Below are 21,553 nucleotides of genomic sequence, written 5' to 3'. Positions count from 1 at the left end.
AGCAACCCAAACGCCGTGCAAATGCACGGCGTTTTCCTTTTCAAACATGGCGATAAAGTACAAAAAAACCTATAATGCCCAGTTAATTCATAGCCACCCATTCATGAACTACTGTTCGAGGTATTTTTATGCGTCCAAGCGGTCGTACAAGCCAGCAAATTCGCCCTGTTACTATTACTCGCAACTACACTTGCCACGCTGAAGGCAGTGTACTTATTGAATTTGGCGACACTAAAGTTCTTTGTAACGCGTCTGTTACCGCCGGGGTGCCCCGTTTCATGAAAGGCAAAGGCCAAGGCTGGATTACAGCCGAATACGGTATGCTACCGCGCGCAACCCACACTCGTTCAGACCGAGAAGCAGCCCGTGGCAAGCAAGGTGGCCGCACCATGGAAATTCAACGTCTTATTGGCCGCTCATTGCGTGCTGCGGTGGATCTTTCTGCCATGGGTGAGAACACCATTGTAGTAGACTGTGACGTGATTCAGGCCGACGGCGGAACCCGCACCGCTGCTATTACCGGTGCTTGCGTGGCTTTGGTGGACGCGCTCAACCACATGCGTAAAAACGGCATGATCAAGGTAAACCCGCTGAAGTTTATGGTGGCGGCTATTTCGGTTGGCATTTACAAAGGCGAGCCAGTAGCCGACTTAGACTACCCAGAAGACTCTGCCGCCGACACCGACATGAACGTGGTGATGACCGACACAGGTAAAATTATTGAAATTCAAGGCACGGCGGAAGAAGAGCCTTTCAGCTTTGAAGAAATGAACGCCATGGTTGAGCTTGCTAAGCACGCCATTCGTGAACTAAACGACCACCAACAGGATGCCCTAAACTAATGAAAGCATACCAACGTGAATTTATTGAGTTTGCCTTAAGCAAAGGCGTATTAAAATTTGGTGAGTTTACGCTGAAAAGCGGCCGTACCAGCCCGTATTTTTTTAATGCAGGCTTGTTCAATACGGGTGCTGATTTAGCCAAACTCGGTCGCTATTATGCCGCTGCGTTAGCAGATTCGGGCATTGACTTCGACGTACTGTTTGGCCCAGCTTACAAAGGCATTCCGATTGCCACCGCTGCAGCGGTTAGCTTGTATGAGCACCACGGCAAAGACGTACCTTACTGCTTTAACCGTAAAGAAAAGAAAGACCACGGCGAAGGTGGTAACTTAGTTGGTAGCGAACTGAAAGGCCGCATTATGTTGGTCGACGACGTTATTACCGCGGGCACCGCCATTCGCGAGTCCATGGACATAGTCGAAGCCAACGGCGCCAGCCTCGCCGGCGTGCTGATTGCCCTTGATCGCCAAGAAAAAGGCAAGGGCGAACTAAGCGCCATTCAAGAAGTCGAGCGCGACTACAACGCCCAAGTCATTGCTATTGTTACCCTTGCCGACTTAATTGCGTACCTGTCTGAACAGCCCGGTCAAGAAGACATGCTGGCCCAAGTTCGTGCCTACCGCGAACAGTACGGTATTTAATTAAAAACTCCATTCGCTGATGCCTAGCCCTAGGCGTCAGCTTCCTAATCTACCGCTTATTTTGCATTCCCTGCTAGCTTTCCCCACATAGAGGAAGTAACATATTTATTACATACTAGCTTTTCAATATAACCCCACATAAAAGGATGAATTATGAGAACGATTGCTTCTCTTGGAGTTGCATTTTCTTTAATTGGTTGTGCGGCAACGCAAGCGCCTCAACCAACACCGAATGAATCGCCTGTTTCAGTTGAGCAACAGCGTCTAGCTCAGGCCGAAACAGCTGCAGCAGCCGAACCCACTCGCTTAAATTTAAAACGTAAAATTGCGGTTGGTCGTCTTAGCAACGAAACCAACTATGGGCGCAGCCTGTTGCGTGAAGCTGTTACGGGTGAGCATGATAAAAAAATATCTGACATGTTCATGCAAGCTATTGTAAACACCGACAGCTTTCTTATTTTTGAACGCCCAGATTTAGCTCTTTTACAAAACGAGCTAGAACTCAATGGTGCAGAGTCAACGAATATGGTTGGCGTTGACACCTTAGTGATTGGTTCACTTACTGAGTTTGGTCGCTCTACAACCGGTGAAAGAGGTTTTTTCACCACAAGTCAGCGCCAGGCAGCCACAGCAAAAGTAGACATCCGATTAGTGGACGTGCATACAGGGCAAGTGGTGGCCTCATACACAGGCACAGGGGACTCTTCAGCCGAGCAATCTCGCACCATGGGATTTGGTTCAGTGGCCGGCTACGATGGTAGTTTAAATGACCGGGCAATTGGTGCAGCTGTCACGGCAGCCGTTGAAAAAATGATGTTAGATTTCCTTGATAAGCCGTGGACTGCTGATGTCTTAGCTGTCGAGGAAGAGCTGCTTTACATCAGTGGAGGCGAAGCGCAAGGCGTTCGGCCTGGTATGGTTTTTGATGTAATGACCAAAGGCAAAAAAGTTCGCTCTGAAGCTACTGGCACTACGATTACCCTGCCAGGCAAGAAAGTTGGCGAATTAGAAATACAAGGTCTGTTTGGAGAGTCTGACCTAGACCAAGGCGCATTCGGCCAATTAGTCAGTGGAAGTGTGGCGAATCTCGACGTTCAGCAGCTAGAAATAAGAAAAGGAACTTAATCATGCGCCAATATAAACTATTAATTATCGCATTCTGCGCTTTAGTTTTTCTATTCGGTTGTGCTCGATCTGTAACTACACAAACGGAAGTGGTTGATACCCGCCCAGTTGTTTCATTTGTGCTTAATGCAGACTCAAAGGGTGCACAGCTTTATATTGACGGGCTTCATCAGGGAGAAATAGATACTTACTCTTACCCAAACTCAGCCATTCGCCTATTACCGGGCCGACACCTGGTTGAAGTAAAGAAAAACGGCTTGGTTATTTACAAAGAAACTCGCGTTTTTAGCGAAGGGATTGATTACAAAATAAACGTCACCCCTTAATTTGAAGGCAAGGAACATTATGAAAAGAATAATAATATTAGCGTGTAGCCTTCTTTTAATCGCTGGCTGCCAAAGCACACCAAATACTTATTATGCATGGGGTAATTATGAAGACGCTTTGTTTGCTAATTACCACGAGCCTGAAGCCCGTGAAGAAGAGCTGACTAAATACCTAAATTTTTTAGAGTCGACCCCACGCAATAACTTACGCTTTGGACCAGGGTTATTCGCCGAGGCAGGCACTTTCATGCTGGAAAGAGGCGATGTGGGAAGGGCCATTCAATTTTATGAGCTTGAGTCGGCAAATTGGCCAGAAAGCAAACCGCTAATGGAGACGCTCATTACTAACCTGAAGGCGAGAAACATGCAAGCAGAGGAGAGCACTCATGATTAAAAGATGCATCTTCGGCCTCACTTTAATATTTGGACTTAGTGCATGTCAGGTTGCTCCAACCGGACCTGACCGCGAGTTTTTAGCCAATATACATGAAGAAAAGCCTCGTTCAATTTTGGTCGTGCCTGTGAATAATGAAACCATCGACGTTATGGCACCTACCTCTGTCCTTGCTACATTGCCTATTGTGCTTGGCGAGAAGGGTTACTATGTGTACCCAGTAAACACGGTGAAAACCCTACTTGAAAATGAAGGTTACTACGAGCCTGCAGAAATTCACAATGCACCCACGCATAGCTTAGCTAGTTTATTCGGGGCTGACACAGTACTTTATGTCACTATTCATGAATGGGACGCACAGTATATTCTACTATCGACCACTACGGTGGTTGATTTTGAGTACACGCTAAAAAATAGTAACGGCGATACACTGTGGGCTGCTAGGAAAAAGTTAAGCTACACACCAGAAGCGACTAACTCTGGAAACCCGTTTGTAGACTTAGTTGCCAGTGCCATTTCAGCTGCTATAGAAAGAGCCTCGCCAAACTACTTACCGTTAACACGAACTGCTAACGGACAAGTTTTTTACAACGCTCGTCGTGGTTTGCCGCCCGGTCCGCATAACCCCACTTACGGTCCTTACTACGAAAGCCTTGCGCCTAAGGAACCCGTAGCAGAAAAATAAAACACCTTATGGTGCTTAAAGGCACTTGGTGGCCTCGGCCAGACTACACATAGCTCATGGCCGAGGAATTTTGAGTGAGAACTTTTTTACAATTGAAACTTTGGTACTCACACTCCACGAATGTAATAAAACGACATGAAAATATCTTTACAAGTAACCTACATTTCGCTCTAATATTTATCCTTATATTAACAATAAAAAGGTACTCTGATGAAAAAACTAACAATGACATTAATTGCCGGGGCTGTTCTTGGCGCAAGCGCGCTGGTATCTGCTCCTGCTTCTGCAAAAATGGCTGACGGCGTGAACCCATGGCAGCATTGTGGTATTGGCTCGTATGTATTCCCAGACAATGGGGTTGCTGCTGCCATTTCTAACGTAATTTGGGACTTAGGTACCACAGCGGTTACCTCTGCGACTGTTACTCCTGAAACGTGTAACAGCAACCTAGTCACCACAGCACTCCTTATTGACAGCTCGTACGACCAATTAGTGATGCAAACGGCTCAGGGCTCTGGTGAGCACCTAAACGCGGCATTAAACCTAGCAGGTTGTTCGGCCACAGCTGAAACCGTTGGCGCACTTCGCAACGACTTAAACGCCGTTGTTAGCTCAGCCGGTTATGCGGACATGACTCACGAAGACAAAGCTTATAGCTTTTATTCAAGCCTAGAAAAAGTGTCGGCGAACTGCGGCGCTTAATGCTATTCTTGTTTTAGTTTCAGTATGAACGGCGGAACTTCCGCCGTTTTTTATATCTTTTTTGCTACCTGAGTATGTGCATGTGCCGTTTTGTTAGTCTCTGCTTTCTTTTTTTTGCTACTTTACCCGCTGTTGCCCAAGCTTCTTCCTCTGTTCCGCTGGCTGAGCACAGAACCTGGCTTAAACTATTACACTTTGATCAAACCCCTTTCTTCGAGCAGCCCCATAGTGCGGTGGTCGACGATCGTTTCTTTTTAAGTCCTGAAGGCAAGCACAACCCGAGTGCGGAGTTAACTGCAACCATAGTGGCCCTAGAGCAAACGGACCCTGGCGACGGCAGCCATGCCAGTTGTCGCTTTCCAGCTCGCGCCATGTGGCTTGCTCAACAAGGCGTCGTGCAACCTGTCTCCGCCCAGTGTGAAAAGCGAGACGCCTGGCTGCGTGAACGTCAAGACCACCACGTCGGTGTGGTATTTGCTTCGGGCTACATGGGCAACCCGGCTTCGTTTTTTGGCCACATGATGCTGCATTTGGGTCAGCCCTCACCGGCACAAAGCTCCATTCAACTGCTAGACACCAGCTTGAACTTCGGTGCCGACACCCAGGGCGACGGCATTGTCCCTTATATTTTAAAAGGATTATTTGGTGGCTACCAAGCCCGTTACTCTAATGTGCCGTTTTTCCGTAATGCCGACATTTATAGTGAGTCGGAAATGCGTGATATGTGGCACTACCAACTTAATTTAACACCGGCCGATAGTGCTTTTTTCATTGCCCATTTATGGGAAATTATGGGCCAAGATTTCGACTACTTATTCTTGAGTGAAAACTGTGCTTCGCGTATTGCCCGTAGCCTTGAGCTGGTGGTGGACGCGGACTTAGCGGCCTCGCCCATGCCTTGGGTGGCTCCCGAGCATGTAATGATTCAGCTGAGCAATGCCCAGTACCAAGGCCAGCCTTTGGTACAAAGCCGCATGCACAAACCCTCGCGTCGTTACCAAACCGAGCATTATTTCCACCAACTTTCTGAGGTGCAGCAGCTGGCTTTAAACGCGGTGTGGGCTTCACCTGAAACCCTTCACTTCGAGTTACCTGACTTTGCTGAACTTGCCCCGCTCCAACGGGCTGCAATTTTGGATGTTATTTTAAGCCATCTCATTACCTTGGAAGAAGCGGAGTCTACTCTGCCGATAAACACCTTGCGCCAGCAAGCGCTTATGGCACGTTTGCGTTTACCTACCAGCAACCCCTTTGAACAACCACCGGCTCCACAGCCCATAGAACAAGCTACGCCCTCTCTGATGGCGCGAGCAGGGCTAGTGGCAGCGTCGCAACGTCCTACGGCATTACGTCTGAGTGTGCGTCCCATGCATTACGACATTTTACAAAGCAACAATACCCGAATGCCCTACGCCGGGTTAGAACTGTTTAAGCTGGAAGCCGATATAACCCAAGACGGCATGCGTATACATGCACTGGACTTGCTAAATGTGACGAACTTTAACCCGCGCCGTACGTCTTTACCGGAAATGGGGCAAATGGCTTGGCAAATGAAGCTAACCGTACGTAACCGGCACCTAGCCTGTGACGACTGCCTTGATACCCGTGCTGAACTCAACATAGGGTGGTCTGATTATATGAATGGGTGGGTGCCTTTTGCTTTGGTGGGGGCGCAGCTACGCACCACAGTGCACCAGGAAGGGGTTGCAGCACTGACCTTGAACACAGGATTTTTTCGTAGCTGGAATGACAAACAAAGCAGCTACCTGACGTTACATCACGAAAACGGCTTTCAGGGTAGCTTCAGCCACAACACCGAGCTGCGGCTGCAGCACAGGCTGCAATTACGCCGTGAACAAGATGTGCGCTTTCACCTCGCCTCCGACCGGTACGGTACAGAGGCGGGGGTTAGCATGAGTTGGTACTGGTGAACCATTCCTTGTTGTATTTCGCTGGTCAATACTAGTGTGATGCTAGCACCGAGTAAATCTTTGGATCATCTTGAATCGTAGCGAGTAAGCCCTACACATGTTACTCACTCGTTATTCAATGCAACACCAAGCACGCCATTCACTACTTGGCAGCGGCCCATTACAGCCGACACGTCGCTGTCGTCGGTGGTTTGCATAATCAGCTCGGCGTGCTCTTGCAATAAGCGCGAAGCGCCTCGGTTACATAAAGTGCCTAGGTTGTCGTAAATGCCCGTGTCGTCAAGGAAGCGAATGGTCAACGACTCTTGGCGCACGCTCGGCAAGCTAGCAAGTGTTATATTGCTTAAGCCTTGGCGGGTTATGTCGCCGGTGCTGCCGTGGCGTAAGTAATGAAAGCTAGCGCCTAACAGGGTGTCGCTGCCTTGCACGTTTTCCCCTACAAATACGCCATTGTCACCCATGACCTGGAAATAACCGCGGGCTGTATTTACTTGCAGAGCGGTATTTTCGTCAATACCAACGGCTAAAGCAGCGCCTGTTGCTTGCGCAGTCCGTAACATTCGCACTTGGCGACCGGCTTGCGACATCCGGGTGTCTACTAGCCCAAAGTTAAATACACCTAAGCCGCCTAAGGGTTCATAGGTGAGGCTATTCGGGCCTAAGTCTCGTGGACAACTATTGTCCAGGTCACACATTTCAGGGGGTGCTTTGCGCGCAAAGGCGCCTTCAAGCAGGGCGGAACGGCTAGTACCGTTGGTGATCATATTAGCGGCCACTAAGGCAGCACTGGCTTCTCCTTCTGCCCCAATAATTAAACTGCCTTCTAAATAACGGCCTAACAATACGCGTAGAAGTCGCGTGGGCTCTTGCTCAACAATAAATGCGTCGCGTAAGGTGTCTGCTCGTCCATCCACAAAAAATACGCCATGGGCACGCCCTAAAATGCCTTCCCAGGCCGTATCATCAGCACAAAAGGCTTGCTGCTCGGCGTGGCGCTGCGGGTTCACGCGGTCACGATCGTACGTACCATGCATGTTGCGGCGTAGCTCTTCTAGCTCGGTGCAGCGGTCTTCTACTTGTGCCCGGCTCACCGTCGCGTCCACAGGCAGCCAGGTTACTTCAGCACCGGCTTGTTCAAAAATACCTGTATAACGTTCAATGGGCTCAAAGCTATTCCGTGCAGCTGCTGTCACTAAGGCAATGCGAGGTTTTCCATTACGCGTTAAGGGTTTCAGCATAGCCACAAACTCTTCTACCATCTCACGGGTGGTAGCAGAGCTATGCTCAAGGCTGGCTATTTCGTGTAAGCCATCTGCGTGGCGCAGCTCCAGGTTGTCTAATAACCGCTGATACTCTGCTTCCGACAGTTCCATGAGTAGGGTTTGGTAAGCACGTGAGCGTAACCGTTCAACAAAACGGTACTCAGGCACCACACCACGACCAAAATAAGTGGCCATTTCTTCCAGTGCTGTGGCGAGCTGTTGGCGAATGTCGTCACGCTCTTTCGGCCAAATACCCTGACGGGTGGCCTCTTTGCGTCGCACGTCGTTTAAATGAAACAAGCGAGCGGTGCGCATATCGTTGGCTTGAATCCAGCTGGTGGTGTCGCATTTGTCACTTTGCATACTCGAGCAAATATCCAACTGACTGCCTATCATCATGAGGTTATACATGTTTTCAGCGCGTACGGATGTACTGTGTGTGACACCGAAAACACCTAAGCTCACACTGACCAATAAAGGCATGAGAAACTTCATTTTACTTCTCCTGTTGTAAGCTCTAAGCACTTACATCCTTTGGTTTGCTATATGTATACGACAGCAAAACCAGTGAAAAATTTCAATCAACATAGCCAAGCAGCATGGGGTATACTGTGCGGGTTTTTGTACACCCTAGGCAGCCTTATGTTTCATATTGTACTTCATACCCCAGTGATGCCTGCTAACACGGGCAATATTATACGATTAGCGGCCAACAATGGTTGTTTTCTTCATTTAATTGAACCCTTAGGCTTCGACTTTGAAGAGAAAAAACTACGCCGTGCTGGTTTGGACTATCACGACTTAAGCCGAGTGAAACGGTACCCTAACTTTGCTGCCTTTGCTGAAGAATTTAAAGGGAGCCGTATTTTTGCCATTACCACCAAGGGCACCCAGCATTATCATCGCGTGCAGTTTCAGCCGGGGGATGTGTTGTTATTTGGTTCAGAAACCAGTGGCCTGCCAGCCGAAGTCATGGCACAAATACCGCCCGAACAACGCTTACTTATTCCTATGATGCCTAACAACCGTTCGTTAAACTTGTCCAACGCCGTGGCCGTGGTGAGCTATCATGCTTGGCTTCAAACCGACTTTGCCGGCGCTGAAAACTAAGCCCAAGGCTGCTGAAAGTAGTCTTGTATTAACTGCACTGCAGGCTGCCGTATGCTGTCGCTTTCCATGAGCACTTCATGCTGCGAGCCTGGAATAACCTCCAAGCGGCTGCCCTTGTGACTCAACCGTTTGCAAAACGCATGTTGCGGCGCGGGGCTCACAATTTTGTCGGCCCCTGCTTGTAGTACCAACAGCGGCGTTGGAATATGGGGCGCTAAACTTGGCAGTAATGCCATGGCCCGTAACGCCTCAGTCAACCACTGCCAGGTGGGGCCACCTACCCGTAAACGAGGCTCGTTCTCATAAAGGTCTACAATAAACTGGTACCGCGCTTCGCTATGGGTGAGTTCGTTTTCTGCAAAACGCACTGGGGCATAGTCTTTCATGCCTATAAAATAGCTCGGTTTATTCGGCGCAAGTTTACGGTTCAGCCAAGCCCCCATACGCACCACAGCCTTGCCCACAGGCTCAGGCCAAGGGTCTGTATGAATGCCTAACATGGGTGCGCACAAGGCCGCAGCTTTAAACGCAAAGGCGGGTTCGCGCTGACCATGTTCGGCTAAATACAAGGCGGCAATGGCACTGCCCATGGAGTGGCCTAGAAGGTAAGCGTCTTGCTGACCAATACGGGGCGCTAACCCGTGCATAAACTGCGCAAAGTCGTCCACATAGTCGGTAAAGTTCGCTATGTGGCCTTGGTCGTAGCGGGGTGTTAGGCGGTCGGAAAAGCCTTGGCCACGGTGGTCAATAATGGCAATGGAGTAGCCTTGTGCGGCCCACTCTAAGGCTACTTCTTTATACTTTTCATAGTTTTCCACCCGGCCCGGGCTTACCACCAGCCAAGGAGAAGGCTCTGGCTGTGCCCATACGCAATAGCAAACACGGGTGGTGTCCTCTGCTTTAAATTCTAAGTGTTCGGCGAGCTGCCAAAATTCCGCTAGTTCCCGCTGCGACCACTGCAACCAGGCTTTTGTGTCTGTATCGCTTGGCCGTGCTTGCAACCAGTGTGTGATTTGTTGCTTTAACTCTCCAGCGTCCATGAGCCTACACTCCCTTTATGCCAGTGGCACCGTTAAACTTGCTATGAGCCCACCTTCTGGGTGGTTTTGAGCTTCTAATTCACCGCCAAGTACGCGGGTCGCCCGCTGACACAAGGCTAAACCTAAACCAACACCGGCACCATGGTGGCGGGAAGGATCGGCCCGAAAGAAGGGTTCGAACAATTGCTCAAGCTTCGACGGCTCCACGCCTGGCCCTTGGTCTCGAATGTCCATTTTCAGGCACGCTTTGCCTGCACTCTGTACCTGTTTGGCGGTCAGGGTCACTATGCCCTGCTCGGGCCCATACTGGAAGCCATTGCGAATAAGGTTTTCCAACACCAAGCGCAGCAGCACAGGGTCTGTTTGCAATGTCGGTAAGTCGCTTCCTTCTAAACGCAAACGCTCTTGCCAGTCTGCTTGCGCATAGCCAATGTCTCCTTTCATTTCTTCGAACAGCTCCATGGGCTTCACCTCTTCACGAATAGGCTCGTCTAAGCCATTTTCTAAGCGCGACAACCACAAAATACTGTCAATAATAGTACCCAAGCGAAAAATGTCTTTTTCAATTTGCCGGTAGTGAGGGCTTGAACGCAGGGTTTCGGTTTCGTCACCTAATAAGTCGAGGGCAATTTGCGAGCGGGCCAAGGGCGAGCGCAATTCGTGGGAAACGTCACTGAGTAGTCGGCGCTGGGCGTCCCGCGAGGTAGCTAATTCAACAGCGGTGGCGGCCAGCGTACGCGCCAGCTCACCGAGTTCGTCACGACGATTAGGCAAGCGCGCTAAATTGGGATATGCCTTACCTTCGGCTATTTCTCGCGTGGCATTGCGCAAACGCCGTAAGGGCCGCACAAACCAAACGCCTAATATCAATGCTCCCACGCCGGAAAAGGCAACACTTAACCACACAACGCGCGGAAACCAGTCTCGCTCGTGTTGGGCGATGAGCTCGCTAATTTCCTGTTCGGTTAATGGGCGAGCCACAACCAACAAGGCATTGTCCACCGTAAAAGGGCCTGCCAGCATTTTGTCGCCCACAGGCACTTGCAGTGCTTCTGGTTGGTCTAATAAGTCGGAAATATAACCCCGGTAGTCCGGGTGCAGCGCAGGAGCGAACGTTGGCTCAAGGGCCGTATGTTCATAGCGGGCTAACACTCGGTACTCGCCCACTAACAAACGGCCAGGTTGTAACAAACCAGCGCCTAAGGCCGACTCAAACACCGGCTGCAAGGTACGCTCGAAGTCTTCTGCAAGCGGCTCAGGCTGGGTTGGCTGGGTGTAATGGTAGGCGGTATAAAAGGCCGCAGCTGCGGCCCCAAGTAATAAAAACCAAAACAGTGCCAGCACTCGTAACGTCAGAGACTGGTACCATCGGGTTTTATGCGGTGTTTGCATAGCGACCCTTACGCATTCTTTAGGAATGGCTCGCCTGTGCCACTTCTACCATACGGTAGCCACGGCCTCGTACGGTTTCTATCCGTTCTGGATGGCTTGGCAGTTTTTTACGTATATTGCTGATGTGCACGTCTAAAGAGCGGTCAAAAGGCCCTAGTTGGCGCCCCAGCACCTGCATAGACAGGCTTTCTTTTGTCACCAACTGACCATGGTGCGTTGCTAATTGCTTCAGCACGTCAAATTCAGTAGGCGTTAAGCTCAAGGTTTCACCGTCGCAAGTGGCTACACTTTCTAGCATGTCCAGTTCGAAACCTGCAAAACGTATGGTTTGCACGCTTACTTTTTCTGTTTGTGAGCGCGCTGTACGCCGCATTAGGGCCCGCACCCGAGCCACCAGCTCGCGGGGGTAAAACGGCTTGGCTAAGTAGTCATCGGCACCGAGTTCTAAACCAACCACCCGGTCCACGTCGTCACCGCGGGCGGTTAGCATAAGAATAGGTGTTTCAATACCACTTTGGCGCAGTTGCTTCAGCACCTGTAGGCCGTCAAGCTCAGGCAGCATAATGTCGAGCAGTATGAGGTCCCACGTTTCTTCTGTAGCTGCCGACAAACCAGCTTTACCGTCGTGCCGCACAGAAACCTTCCAGCCTTCACGGCTCATTACTTCTTGCAACATGCCGCCTAATTCAACGTCGTCATCGACTAATAGAATATGGGTCACTTTCGCTCCTTAAAACAAATGTAGTTGCCCTAGTGTAAAGACGGCTTGCCTAAGAATAGACAAGCTTTCCTTTATCTTTACATTCCATAAGCACTAGCAACTGTAGTAAAGGTCAAACTCCAGTGGGTGCGTGGTTTGATTGATCACTTCCACTTCTTTCTGCTTGGTTCGAATGTAAGCGTCAATCATGTCGTCTGTCATAACCCCACCGCGGGTTAAGAACTCGCGGTCTTGGTCCAAGCTTGCTAGCGCCATTTCCAACGAGGTTGACACCGTAGGAATTTGCTTCGCTTCTTCCGCAGGCAAGTCGTACAAGTCTTTGTCCATGGCGTCACCTGGGTGAATCTTATTCTGTATACCGTCCAGGCCTGCCATCATCAGCGCAGTAAAGGCTAAGTACGGGTTCGCTACCGCGTCAGGGAAGCGCGCTTCAATACGGCGCCCTTTCGGGTTTGACACCAAAGGAATACGAATAGACGCCGAGCGGTTACGGGCCGAGTAAGCCAGCATAACAGGCGCTTCAAAACCAGGAATAAGACGCTTATACGAGTTAGTCGCTGGGTTGGTAAACGCATTCAAGGCACGCGCGTGTTTGATAACGCCCCCAATGTAGTACAACGCTAGCTCTGACAAGCCACCGTATTTGTCACCCGCAAATAAATTTTTGCCGTCTTTGGCAAGGGACATGTGCACATGCATACCCGAGCCATTGTCGCCCACTAAGGGCTTTGGCATGAAGGTTGCTGTTTTTCCGTAAGCATGAGCAACGTTGTGAACGACATATTTAAAAATTTGAATTTCGTCGGCTTTATTGGTCAGGGTATTAAAACGGGTCGCTACTTCGTTTTGCCCTGCCGTGGCTACTTCATGATGATGCGCTTCCACCACGAGGCCCATTTCTTCCATGGTTTCTGCCATGAGGCTACGAATATCGTGCGACGAGTCTACCGGTGGTACTGGGAAATAGCCGCCTTTCACACCTGGGCGGTGGCCTTGGTTACCATCGTCGTACACACGGTCTGAGTTCCACTGAGCTTCACGGTCGTCGATGGAATAAAATGAACCGCTAATGTCGGTTTTAAAACGCACATCGTCGAATAGGAAAAACTCGGGCTCAGGGCCAAACAAGGCCGTGTCCGCAATGCCTGTTGAAATAAGGTACTCTTCCGCGCGCTGGGCAATGGAACGTGGGTCACGGTCGTAGCCTTGGCGTGTGTCGGGTTCTAATATGGAGCAGCGGATAATTAGTGTGGTGAGTTCGGAGAAGGGGTCTAATACAGCAGTGGTTGGGTCGGGGAGGAGAACCATGTCGGACTCGCTAATGCCCTTCCAGCCAACTATAGATGAGCCATCAAACATACGGCCGTCTTCAAAAAAATCGTCATCTACTTGAGAAATTGGAATGGTTAAATGCTGTTCTTTTCCTTTCGTATCTGTAAAACGCAAATCGACAAATCGTACATTGTGTTCTTCAATTAAATTCATCACTGCCTGAATCGACATGACGGCCTCCGGTTAGTATGAAAATAGCGCACTACAGTATGACGTATTTCATTCCTTTACGCATTAGCTTGATAAAAAAAATGGCCCCACTTCCTTGTGGGACCATTTCCTGCTCTTATAACACTTCAAATACAGCCGAATAACTAGCTCGACGTTGGCTCGCCGGAGCTTCTCCTTGATTGTCTGAGTAATTTATTTCCATAAAGTATTGACCTGCGTGCGGCCAATTTATTGAAAAAAGTCCATCTTCTGATGTGGTGGTTTTTATTTCGTTTTGCTGCTCGCGATATCGCATTCCTGCAGGGATCACCTCGATGTTTGCACCCGCAACCGCTTGACCATTCAAATGTACAGAAAACTCGGCAGTTTCGCCTGCGTACAAGTCGTTCGGATGTGTATGGGGGATTAATTCAATGCCATGTCCAGAAGGTTGGAGTACCTCACGGCTTGGTGCTCCAGCAGTCACAAAAGTTTCAATACGGCGATATACATTACTAACTACCAAGTTGTCTGCACTTTTCGGTACTTGCTGCTCAAAGTCGGCGGGGGTTACTGTTTGACCTCGGCCCGGCCAGTAATGTTTTTTTCCATCGCTATCGGTCCAACTTGCTCGCAAGGTATCCGCCTCAGAAGCAACTTTATAAGTACCTTTTTGGTTTAACTGTAAATCAAAAACAGAACGGTACTTGCCCGTATATTTGTTTTGCAGGGGTATGTGTTCTCCGTTGGGTGCAGTTGCTACTAGCAAACCAAGGCTCATAGCATGATGATCAAAGCCAAAAATGTCATTTGAAATGGCGGCGTCAAAAGCTACCCAGCTATTTTCTTTAGACACCACAGTGGTGTCTGGTTTTATCCAAGCCCGATGTGCCCAAGATGGCGCACTGATTAATAAACTTGATAGGGCTACGAGTACAATCGACTTGTTCATGATAATTCCTCAATCGTTTAACAGTATGTATAATTCCACTAGGCCAAGTTCGTGCTCACCTTGTGCCTTCATTAATATGGGTTCATGGGGCTCAATGGGTAATGAAATAGGCACAACGACATGCTCACGCCCTCCCACTTCTCGTGCAGCCTCAATGTTTAAAAAGTAATCTCCTGCAGGCAACTGCTTAAACAAAGCGCCTACCTCGGAAAAATTAAATGTATGGGTGCCCGGACGTTTGGTTGCGCCACTGACACCGTCCATTGGCATTTCCAGGCTGCGCCCGCTTCGACGCCACCATTGCCGTATGTCTTTTAGCCACTTCTCGCCTTCTCGGTTTGCCATTTTACCGTCGTACAACACGGCCAAGTCTTGCACCCGCTGATGCTTCCCATCAGCAAGCCAAATAGCCACATAAGGCCGATGGTATTCCGCCACATTTAGCGCTGGAATGGTGAGCGTCAACTGCACTTCATCCTTCTCGCTTGCATGTGTCGGCACCATCAAAAATAGCCATGGAATAATTAAGCCTGCGATAACCAATGGCCAAGTACTTTTCCTACCTTTTGCATATCGTTTCAAAAGAATCAGTCCTGTTATTGCGTAAACCAGCATAATAATGGCCAAAATATCTAACATGCTCACCCATGCACCTGACGTATTACGCCCTTTGTGTAAGTCATTAAAATATGCAATCCAACCACGGTCGATATTTTCTTGATAGAACTCACCACTTTCCAAGTCCACGCGAAACCAACGATCACCCCCCGCTTGCGGCAGTCCTACATAAACCTCATACATGTCCCACTCGGCTTCTACTCCTGTTAACCGCATGCCAAAGGCTTGCTGTTGATACCACTGCCTAAAAATACTCGGTAAACTGGCTTCTGCAGAATGGGTTGTTTGCAATAATTCTTGTTGTCGCTTAACCAATGCTTGGTGAGCAGCTGGTGGTAATTCCATCTCAAACGTTGTTTTAGTTGGCGTTGCTTCAACACGCGAAGCATGGTTGAGCGTTATGCCCGTCAGCGCAAAGCCTAATGTGGCGATTAAACACACAGCTGACGCTATCCAATGCCACGACTTAATGCTCCCCACGGGTGAACGCTTACGAGGCTTCCTGGCTTTGCGCATTGGCCTCGATGTACTTCTGTTAACTCTATCTTTTGCAAGTTCCATGAAGTTGTTTTTACCTCTGAATATTTTAATCGCTTTAAATACAAATAAGAATAGTTCGCATTAGCTGTTTACAAGCATAAATGAGATCGATTACCATTTGCAACAACCTTAACTCATACACATAAATAAAACGACAGGAAACAAAATGCGACTTTCACTTTCTCTTTGCGCCCTTGCTGTTACTTCTGCTTTAGCAGCCGCTAACGCCGCCGAGATAACCCAACCTGAATTACCTAACCCAGAGCTGTCCAGCCCACCAGCGAAGGAGCGCATTGAACATATCGTTGTGACTGCCAGCGCGATTGAAAGCAAACTTATAGACGCACCAGCCAGCGTCACTGTGGTTACCCGTGAAGAACTGGCGATGCGTGCTTACGCAGGCATAGCCGATGCACTGCGTGATATTGAGGGAATAGATGTTGGCTCAGGACAAGATAAAAACGGTAATATAAACATTACTATGCGTGGCCTGCCTGCAGAGTACACCCTGGTACTTATAGATGGTCGCCGTCAAAACGACACGGGAAATATAGGCCCAAATAACTTCGGCAATAGTCAATTTATGTACATGCCCCCATTAGCAGCTATTGATCGTATCGAAGTCGTGCGCGGGCCCATGTCCACCCTTTATGGCAGCGACGCTATGGGCGGGGTGATTAATATTATTACACGCCGCAACTTGTCTGAATGGCACGGTGACGTGACTGTTTCGGGTACTCTCCAAGAAGACAGCCAGTACGGAAATGACCAGAAAGTCGATATGTACTTAACGGGCGCACTGGCTGAAAACCTCACACTTGCGCTGCGTGGGTCTACCTACATGCGCGAGCCTAGCCAACCAGGCTACCAAGTGGAGTTGCCTCTGCCTGACGGCTCAACTTGGACAGATTCTGGGAGCTTTGGCGATAAAAAAATAGTAGGTGGAAAAACGTGGAATTGGGGCGCAACCTTAAACTACTCACCTCAAGAAACGCAGCGCTTTAGTGTGGCCTATGATGTTGCTAAACAAAAGTACAACAATGCATTGGGACAAGTAGGTACATTAGATGCAGCCAAAAACATGTGGCGAGTAGACAATAACGGCATTATTCAGCCACGTGTTGGTTATGCGCCTTATCAACGATTCCAGCGGGAGCAGTTGGTTTTAAGCTACGTAGGTGACTTTGAGCTTGGCACATGGACTAACCATTTAACCTATAGCACCAGTGAAAACCTTGGCCGTTCACTTCCTTTTACCCTACAAGAACGCCGCGCCATTCAGGATATTTGGGACACTGCAGCAGCGAACCAAGGCACCGCCAAGCCAGAGTTAACAGCCGAAATAGAAGACCAAATTAACGCCCAGTTTTTACCTCGTCCGAAGCGAGCGCTCAGCCTGAAGAACTGGATATTTGATAGCTACTTTTCCATGTCGTACAACACCCATAATATTGTCACCGGTTTACAGTTTTTAGATGTAGCCATGGAAGACGGCGTGTTTGGTGTTTATGGCGATGAATACCGCGAGGGAACGACGCAAGATCACCGCCAGGTGGCTGTTTTTGTTGAAGACGGCTGGGATATCACTACAGATCTTACATTAACAACCGGCATTCGTTACGACGACCATAACGTGTTTGGAGGCCAGTTAAGCCCGCGTGCATACTTAAACTACACCTTAAATAGCGATTGGACCGTGAAGGGTGGTATCAGCACGGGGTATAAAGCGCCGAAGCCAAACGACTTATTTCCAGGTATCACCGGCTTTGGTCGTCAGGGGACATTGCCACTGGTTGGTACGCCCGACTTACAACCAGAAACAAGCGTAAACTATGAAGCGGCTATTTATTACGATAATGGTCACAACTTCACCAGTAACTTTACGGTGTTCTACAATAAATTTGATGACAAAATAATTCGCCAAGATACAGCACCAAACTGCGAGGTTGCAGCGGCCGGCGAATCTTGTGTTGATATCGGTGAAGGCTGGGCTGACTTAGGCTTTACCAGTTTTTCTCAGTACCAAAACGTTGATTCTGCAGAAACTCGTGGCGCGGAAGTGTATGCAGCATACGATGTAACTGATGCCTTGGGGTTAAAAGCGAACTATACCTACACAGAAAGTGAAGTGAAAAGCGGGGAAGACGCCGGTTTGCCTTTGGTTAATACACCAAAGCATATGGCCAATTTATCGGCTCACTACAAACTTAATGACAAGTTAAGCTTCTTTCTACAAGGCGAAATTCGTAGCAAGCGGTTCCGTGGCACTGCAAATGTTACTGGCCCACAAGGCCCAGAAACCGTTGAGCAATACTTCAAAAGTTACGAACTTGTACACCTCGGCGCTAGCTACTCGGTGACGGATAACTTCACGGTTCGGGCGCGCGTTAACAACCTGCTCGACAATGACCTTAGTTCTCGTACGTGTTTACTTGCAGATACGGAAGTTGAATATATTTGCACCTCCGACTACAACACCACAGAACGCGCACGTAACTTCTGGTTATCTGTGAACTACTCATTCTAATTTCTCATAGTCGGGGCGCATATTAACGTGGTTTTTGCTTTAATTTTGAGCACAAAACCCGTATAATATGCGCCCTTCGTGTTTCAGGCCTTTATTTTATTGGGCTGTGGCACTTTCACTTTGAGGTAGAACCCCCTGTATGTCTAAAGATATTCAAAAGCTACGCAATATCGCGATTATCGCCCACGTCGACCACGGTAAAACCACCCTTGTTGACAAACTCCTTCAGCTGTCGGGAACGCTCGAAAGCCGAGGCCCTGCAGAAGAACGTGTGATGGACTCAGGCGACATCGAGAAAGAACGCGGTATTACTATTCTAGCTAAGAATACAGCCATCAACTGGAGCGGTTATCGTATTAACATTCTTGATACCCCAGGACACGCCGACTTCGGTGGAGAAGTTGAGCGCGTCCTTTCCATGGCAGATTCCGTTATTTTGGTTGTCGACGCCGTCGACGGCCCAATGCCCCAAACTCGCTTTGTGACACAAAAAGCCTTTGACCATGGCTTAAACCCTATTGTTGTTGTGAACAAAATTGACCGTCCGGGCGCTCGTCCAGACTGGGTCATCGACCAAGTGTTCGACTTATTCGACAACTTAGGTGCCACCGACGAACAACTCGACTTCCCTATTATTTATGCGTCGGCTCTTAATGGTTACGCCAGTGAAGACGCTGACGAGCGTCCTGACAACATGGACGCCCTATTCCAAACCATCGTTGACAAAGTACCTGCCCCGTCTGGCGACCCAGAAGGCGACTTGCAGTTACAGATCTCGCAGTTAGATTACTCGAGCTACGTGGGCGTGATTGGTATTGGCCGTATTACCCGCGGTAGCATTAAGCAAAACCAGCAAGTCACGGTTATTAGCAACGACGGCAGCAAGCAAACAGGCCGCGTTGGTTTAATTTATGGCTACCTTGGCCTTGACCGCATGGAAGTGGAGTCGGCTACGGTTGGCGACATTTGTGCTATCACTGGTCTAGGCGAGCTGAAAATTTCAGACACTGTATGTGCTGCAAACAACCCTGAAGCCTTACCACCGCTGACCGTTGACGAACCAACGGTAACCATGACGTTCCAAGTCAACACGTCGCCGTTTGCGGGTAAAGAAGGTAAATATGTTACCTCGCGCCAAATTCTTGAGCGCCTACAAAAAGAACTGGTGCACAACGTTGCATTGCGTGTTGAAGAAACCGACAGCCCAGACCGTTTCCGTGTGTCTGGCCGTGGTGAGCTACACCTTAGTATTTTAATTGAAAACATGCGCCGTGAAGGCTTTGAACTGGCTGTTTCCCGCCCAGAAGTCATTCTGCGTGAAATAGACGGTGTCGTACATGAGCCTATGGAAACCCTAACCGTCGACATTGAAGAAGAGCATCAAGGCTCTGTCATGGAAGCGCTAGGTACCCGTAAAGCAGAAATGACCGACATGATTCCAGATGGAAAAGGTCGTATTCGTATCGACTTCACTATTCCAAGCCGTGGCTTAATTGGTTTCCAAACCGAGTACATGAGCTTAACTTCAGGTACGGGTTTGATTTACCACTCATTTGATCACTACGGCCCACACAAAGGCGGACGTATTGGCCAGCGTGTGAACGGGACGCTTATTTCAAACGCGAAAGGTAAGGCTTTGACCTACGCACTGTTTAACTTACAAGAGCGTGGTCGCTTGTTTGTTGGTCATGGTGATGAAGTTTATGAAGGCCAGATTGTGGGTATTCATAACCGTTCAAACGACTTAACCGTAAACTGTTTGAAAGGGAAGCAGCTGACCAACGTACGTGCCTCGGGTACGGACGACGCTCAGGTACTCACGCCAGCCATTCGTTTAACTCTCGAGCAAGCCCTTGAGTTTATCGACAACGACGAACTCGTAGAAGTAACGCCACAGTCTATTCGTGTGCGGAAAATGCTTCTAACCGAAACCGAGCGTAAGCGCGCTTCACGTGCTTCCTCTTAATCGTTTCTCGTAGATATAAAAAAGCGCCATGCATTGCATGGCGCTTTTTTTTAGCCTTTGATAATACCGCAAAGCACTACAAAGTGACCTGAGGCAGTGCCGAGCCTACAAGCGCACACCTTCAAGAGACAACATAAACTCGACGCTTTGTGTCGCCGGGCCTAAATTTTGTTTTATGTTGAAGTCTTTCAGCATAATACTGGTCGTACCTTCAAAGCCGACTCGGTAACCACCCCATGGGTCATCGCCTTCGCCGGTTTTCTTCACCGCAATAACAATCGGCTTGGTAACGCCATTTAAAGTGAGGTTGCCAGACACGTCCATGGTGTCTTCACCCGTTACTGCAACCGAAGTCGAGGTAAAGCGTGCTTCCGGGTGCTTGCGAACATTTAAGAAGTCGCCGCTGCGCAAATGCTTGTCGCGCTCTGTGTGGTTCGTGTCAACACTGTTGGTTTGAATGACAATGTTTACTTCACTTTCTTCTGGCTTCGCTGGGTCGTAGCTAAAACTGCCGTCGAAGTCTTTAAAACTGCCGTACATCCAGCTAAAACCTAAGTGGTTTACTTTAAATTGCACAAAGGCATGCTGACCTTCAATATCCACTTTGTAGTCAGCGGCTGTTGCGGCTCCGGCCATTAACATACTGCCTAGTAAGGCACCTGTTACTAATTTCTTTAACATCACATCATCCTCATGTTTATGTATTTGCTTATTTTAGCCTGTGCATTAGCGCTTGCGAGTGCCTTTACCAAACATTCGCACTAAGGTGGCATCGCCATCAATAAAATGGTGCTTTATGGCGGCTAAGGCATGAATAGCCACCACGCCCATAAGCACCCAGCCTAAGTATTTGTGCACCTCACCGGCTATATCGGCCTGGTTGGGTAGACCATACACACTAGCCGGTAGTTCAATCAGTCCGAACACCAACACACCGACCCCGTCGGCCGTTGAAATTAAATAGCCTGAAATGAGCAGCGCAAACATGAGCGCGTACATCAGCCAATGGCCCAGCTTTGCTCCTTTTTGCTCCCAGGCACTATGGCTAGCCAAAGGCTGTACCTGCGGGTTCAGGCGGCGCCACACAAGCCGAAGTAGCAAAGCTATAAACAACACCACGCCAATACTTTTGTGCAGTGCGGGTGCCTTGTGGTACCAAGGGCTGTAGTAGTTTAAGTCGACCATCCATACGCCCATGGCAAACATGCCAATCACCGCTAGGCCAATAGTCCAGTGCAGCAGTACGCTAACGAAGCCATAACGACTTTCCGTGTTTTTTATTCGCATTTTAATTTCA

20 protein-coding genes are annotated in these 21,553 nt (G+C 49.0%); 11 read left to right on the top strand and 9 right to left on the bottom strand.

The window, feature by feature from the left end:
• Window positions 1–128: 128 nt before the first annotated feature.
• From rph to CWE15_RS10765, 8 genes are all read left to right on the top strand, one after another.
• On the top strand, window positions 129–842 hold the full coding sequence (gene rph, locus CWE15_RS10800; protein ID WP_126758104.1) for a ribonuclease PH: 714 nt from the start codon (window positions 129–131) through the stop codon (window positions 840–842).
• Entirely contained in the window at window positions 842–1,483 is a 642-nt protein-coding gene (pyrE, locus tag CWE15_RS10795; RefSeq protein WP_126758103.1) for an orotate phosphoribosyltransferase, read from the top strand. Before rph ends, pyrE begins: the two co-directional genes overlap by 1 nt.
• Before the next feature lie 153 nt (window positions 1,484–1,636).
• A complete protein-coding gene (locus CWE15_RS10790) occupies window positions 1,637–2,608 on the top strand; it encodes a CsgG/HfaB family protein (RefSeq protein WP_126758102.1) in 972 nt (323 codons plus the stop codon).
• A gap of 2 nt (window positions 2,609–2,610) precedes the next feature.
• On the top strand, window positions 2,611–2,934 hold the full coding sequence (locus tag CWE15_RS10785; protein WP_126758101.1) for a hypothetical protein: 324 nt from the start codon (window positions 2,611–2,613) through the stop codon (window positions 2,932–2,934).
• A 19-nt stretch (window positions 2,935–2,953) separates the two neighbouring features.
• Complete coding sequence (locus CWE15_RS10780) at window positions 2,954–3,328, top strand: DUF4810 domain-containing protein (protein ID WP_126758100.1); 375 nt, start codon at window positions 2,954–2,956, stop codon at window positions 3,326–3,328.
• Window positions 3,321–4,013: a DUF799 domain-containing protein gene (locus CWE15_RS10775; RefSeq protein WP_126758099.1), complete on the top strand. Its 693-nt coding sequence runs from the start codon at window positions 3,321–3,323 to the stop codon at window positions 4,011–4,013. The genes CWE15_RS10780 and CWE15_RS10775 overlap by 8 nt, the downstream gene beginning before the upstream one ends.
• A gap of 210 nt (window positions 4,014–4,223) precedes the next feature.
• The gene (locus tag CWE15_RS10770) at window positions 4,224–4,715 is read left to right on the top strand and encodes a DUF3015 family protein (protein WP_241971893.1); all 492 of its coding nucleotides are present in this window, start codon (window positions 4,224–4,226) and stop codon (window positions 4,713–4,715) included.
• 80 nt (window positions 4,716–4,795) lie between these two features.
• On the top strand, window positions 4,796–6,646 hold the full coding sequence (locus CWE15_RS10765) for an Lnb N-terminal periplasmic domain-containing protein (RefSeq protein WP_157980755.1): 1,851 nt from the start codon (window positions 4,796–4,798) through the stop codon (window positions 6,644–6,646).
• 104 nt (window positions 6,647–6,750) lie between these two features.
• On the opposite strand, the gene CWE15_RS10760 is transcribed toward CWE15_RS10765, so the two are convergent.
• Complete coding sequence (locus CWE15_RS10760; RefSeq protein ID WP_126758097.1) at window positions 6,751–8,403, bottom strand: type 1 glutamine amidotransferase family protein; 1,653 nt, start codon at window positions 8,401–8,403, stop codon at window positions 6,751–6,753.
• Window positions 8,404–8,550: 147 nt separating this feature from the next.
• Between CWE15_RS10760 and CWE15_RS10755 the strand changes: the two genes are divergently transcribed.
• Complete coding sequence (locus CWE15_RS10755; protein ID WP_126758096.1) at window positions 8,551–9,018, top strand: tRNA (cytidine(34)-2'-O)-methyltransferase; 468 nt, start codon at window positions 8,551–8,553, stop codon at window positions 9,016–9,018.
• Here the strand turns inward: CWE15_RS10755 and CWE15_RS10750 are convergent.
• The 6 genes from CWE15_RS10750 to CWE15_RS10725 all read right to left on the bottom strand — a co-directional run bounded on the left by CWE15_RS10750 (window position 9,015) and on the right by CWE15_RS10725 (window position 15,739).
• Entirely contained in the window at window positions 9,015–10,058 is a 1,044-nt protein-coding gene (locus CWE15_RS10750) for an alpha/beta fold hydrolase (protein WP_126758095.1), read from the bottom strand. The two genes, CWE15_RS10755 and CWE15_RS10750, sit on opposite strands and share 4 nt — an antisense overlap.
• Window positions 10,059–10,073: 15 nt before the next feature.
• Window positions 10,074–11,450: a sensor histidine kinase gene (locus tag CWE15_RS10745; RefSeq protein WP_126758094.1), complete on the bottom strand. Its 1,377-nt coding sequence runs from the start codon at window positions 11,448–11,450 to the stop codon at window positions 10,074–10,076.
• A 19-nt stretch (window positions 11,451–11,469) separates the two neighbouring features.
• A complete protein-coding gene (locus CWE15_RS10740; protein WP_126758093.1) occupies window positions 11,470–12,171 on the bottom strand; it encodes a response regulator transcription factor in 702 nt (233 codons plus the stop codon).
• Window positions 12,172–12,264: 93 nt separating this feature from the next.
• Window positions 12,265–13,674, bottom strand: a complete 1,410-nt coding sequence (gene glnA / locus CWE15_RS10735) for a glutamate--ammonia ligase (RefSeq protein ID WP_126758092.1) — start codon at window positions 13,672–13,674, stop codon at window positions 12,265–12,267.
• A gap of 115 nt (window positions 13,675–13,789) precedes the next feature.
• Window positions 13,790–14,605 (bottom strand): DUF4198 domain-containing protein, encoded by an 816-nt coding sequence (locus CWE15_RS10730; RefSeq protein ID WP_126758091.1) that lies wholly within the window; start codon window positions 14,603–14,605, stop codon window positions 13,790–13,792.
• Window positions 14,606–14,614: 9 nt separating this feature from the next.
• A complete protein-coding gene (locus CWE15_RS10725; RefSeq protein WP_126758090.1) occupies window positions 14,615–15,739 on the bottom strand; it encodes a PepSY-associated TM helix domain-containing protein in 1,125 nt (374 codons plus the stop codon).
• Window positions 15,740–15,929: 190 nt separating this feature from the next.
• Between CWE15_RS10725 and CWE15_RS10720 the strand changes: the two genes are divergently transcribed.
• Both CWE15_RS10720 and typA read left to right on the top strand, forming a co-directional pair.
• Window positions 15,930–18,290, top strand: a complete 2,361-nt coding sequence (locus CWE15_RS10720; protein ID WP_126758089.1) for a TonB-dependent receptor domain-containing protein — start codon at window positions 15,930–15,932, stop codon at window positions 18,288–18,290.
• A 139-nt stretch (window positions 18,291–18,429) separates the two neighbouring features.
• Window positions 18,430–20,256, top strand: coding sequence for a translational GTPase TypA (gene typA / locus CWE15_RS10715; protein ID WP_126758088.1), 1,827 nt, complete (start codon window positions 18,430–18,432; stop codon window positions 20,254–20,256).
• Window positions 20,257–20,361: 105 nt separating this feature from the next.
• Here the strand turns inward: typA and CWE15_RS10710 are convergent, their stop codons facing one another.
• Both CWE15_RS10710 and CWE15_RS10705 read right to left on the bottom strand, forming a co-directional pair.
• Window positions 20,362–20,937 carry a YceI family protein gene (locus tag CWE15_RS10710; RefSeq protein WP_126758087.1) on the bottom strand — a complete coding sequence of 192 codons (576 nt, stop codon included), beginning with the start codon at window positions 20,935–20,937 and terminating at the stop codon, window positions 20,362–20,364.
• A 45-nt stretch (window positions 20,938–20,982) separates the two neighbouring features.
• Window positions 20,983–21,543 (bottom strand): cytochrome b, encoded by a 561-nt coding sequence (locus CWE15_RS10705; RefSeq protein WP_126758086.1) that lies wholly within the window; start codon window positions 21,541–21,543, stop codon window positions 20,983–20,985.
• Window positions 21,544–21,553 lie beyond the last annotated feature (10 nt).

The sequence above is a fragment of the Aliidiomarina taiwanensis genome (assembly GCF_003987015.1).
Classification (GTDB): Bacteria; Pseudomonadota; Gammaproteobacteria; order Enterobacterales; family Alteromonadaceae; genus Aliidiomarina; species Aliidiomarina taiwanensis.
The sequence above is the reverse complement of the archived record's forward strand: the minus strand, read 5'-3'. Positions and strand labels throughout refer to the sequence as shown.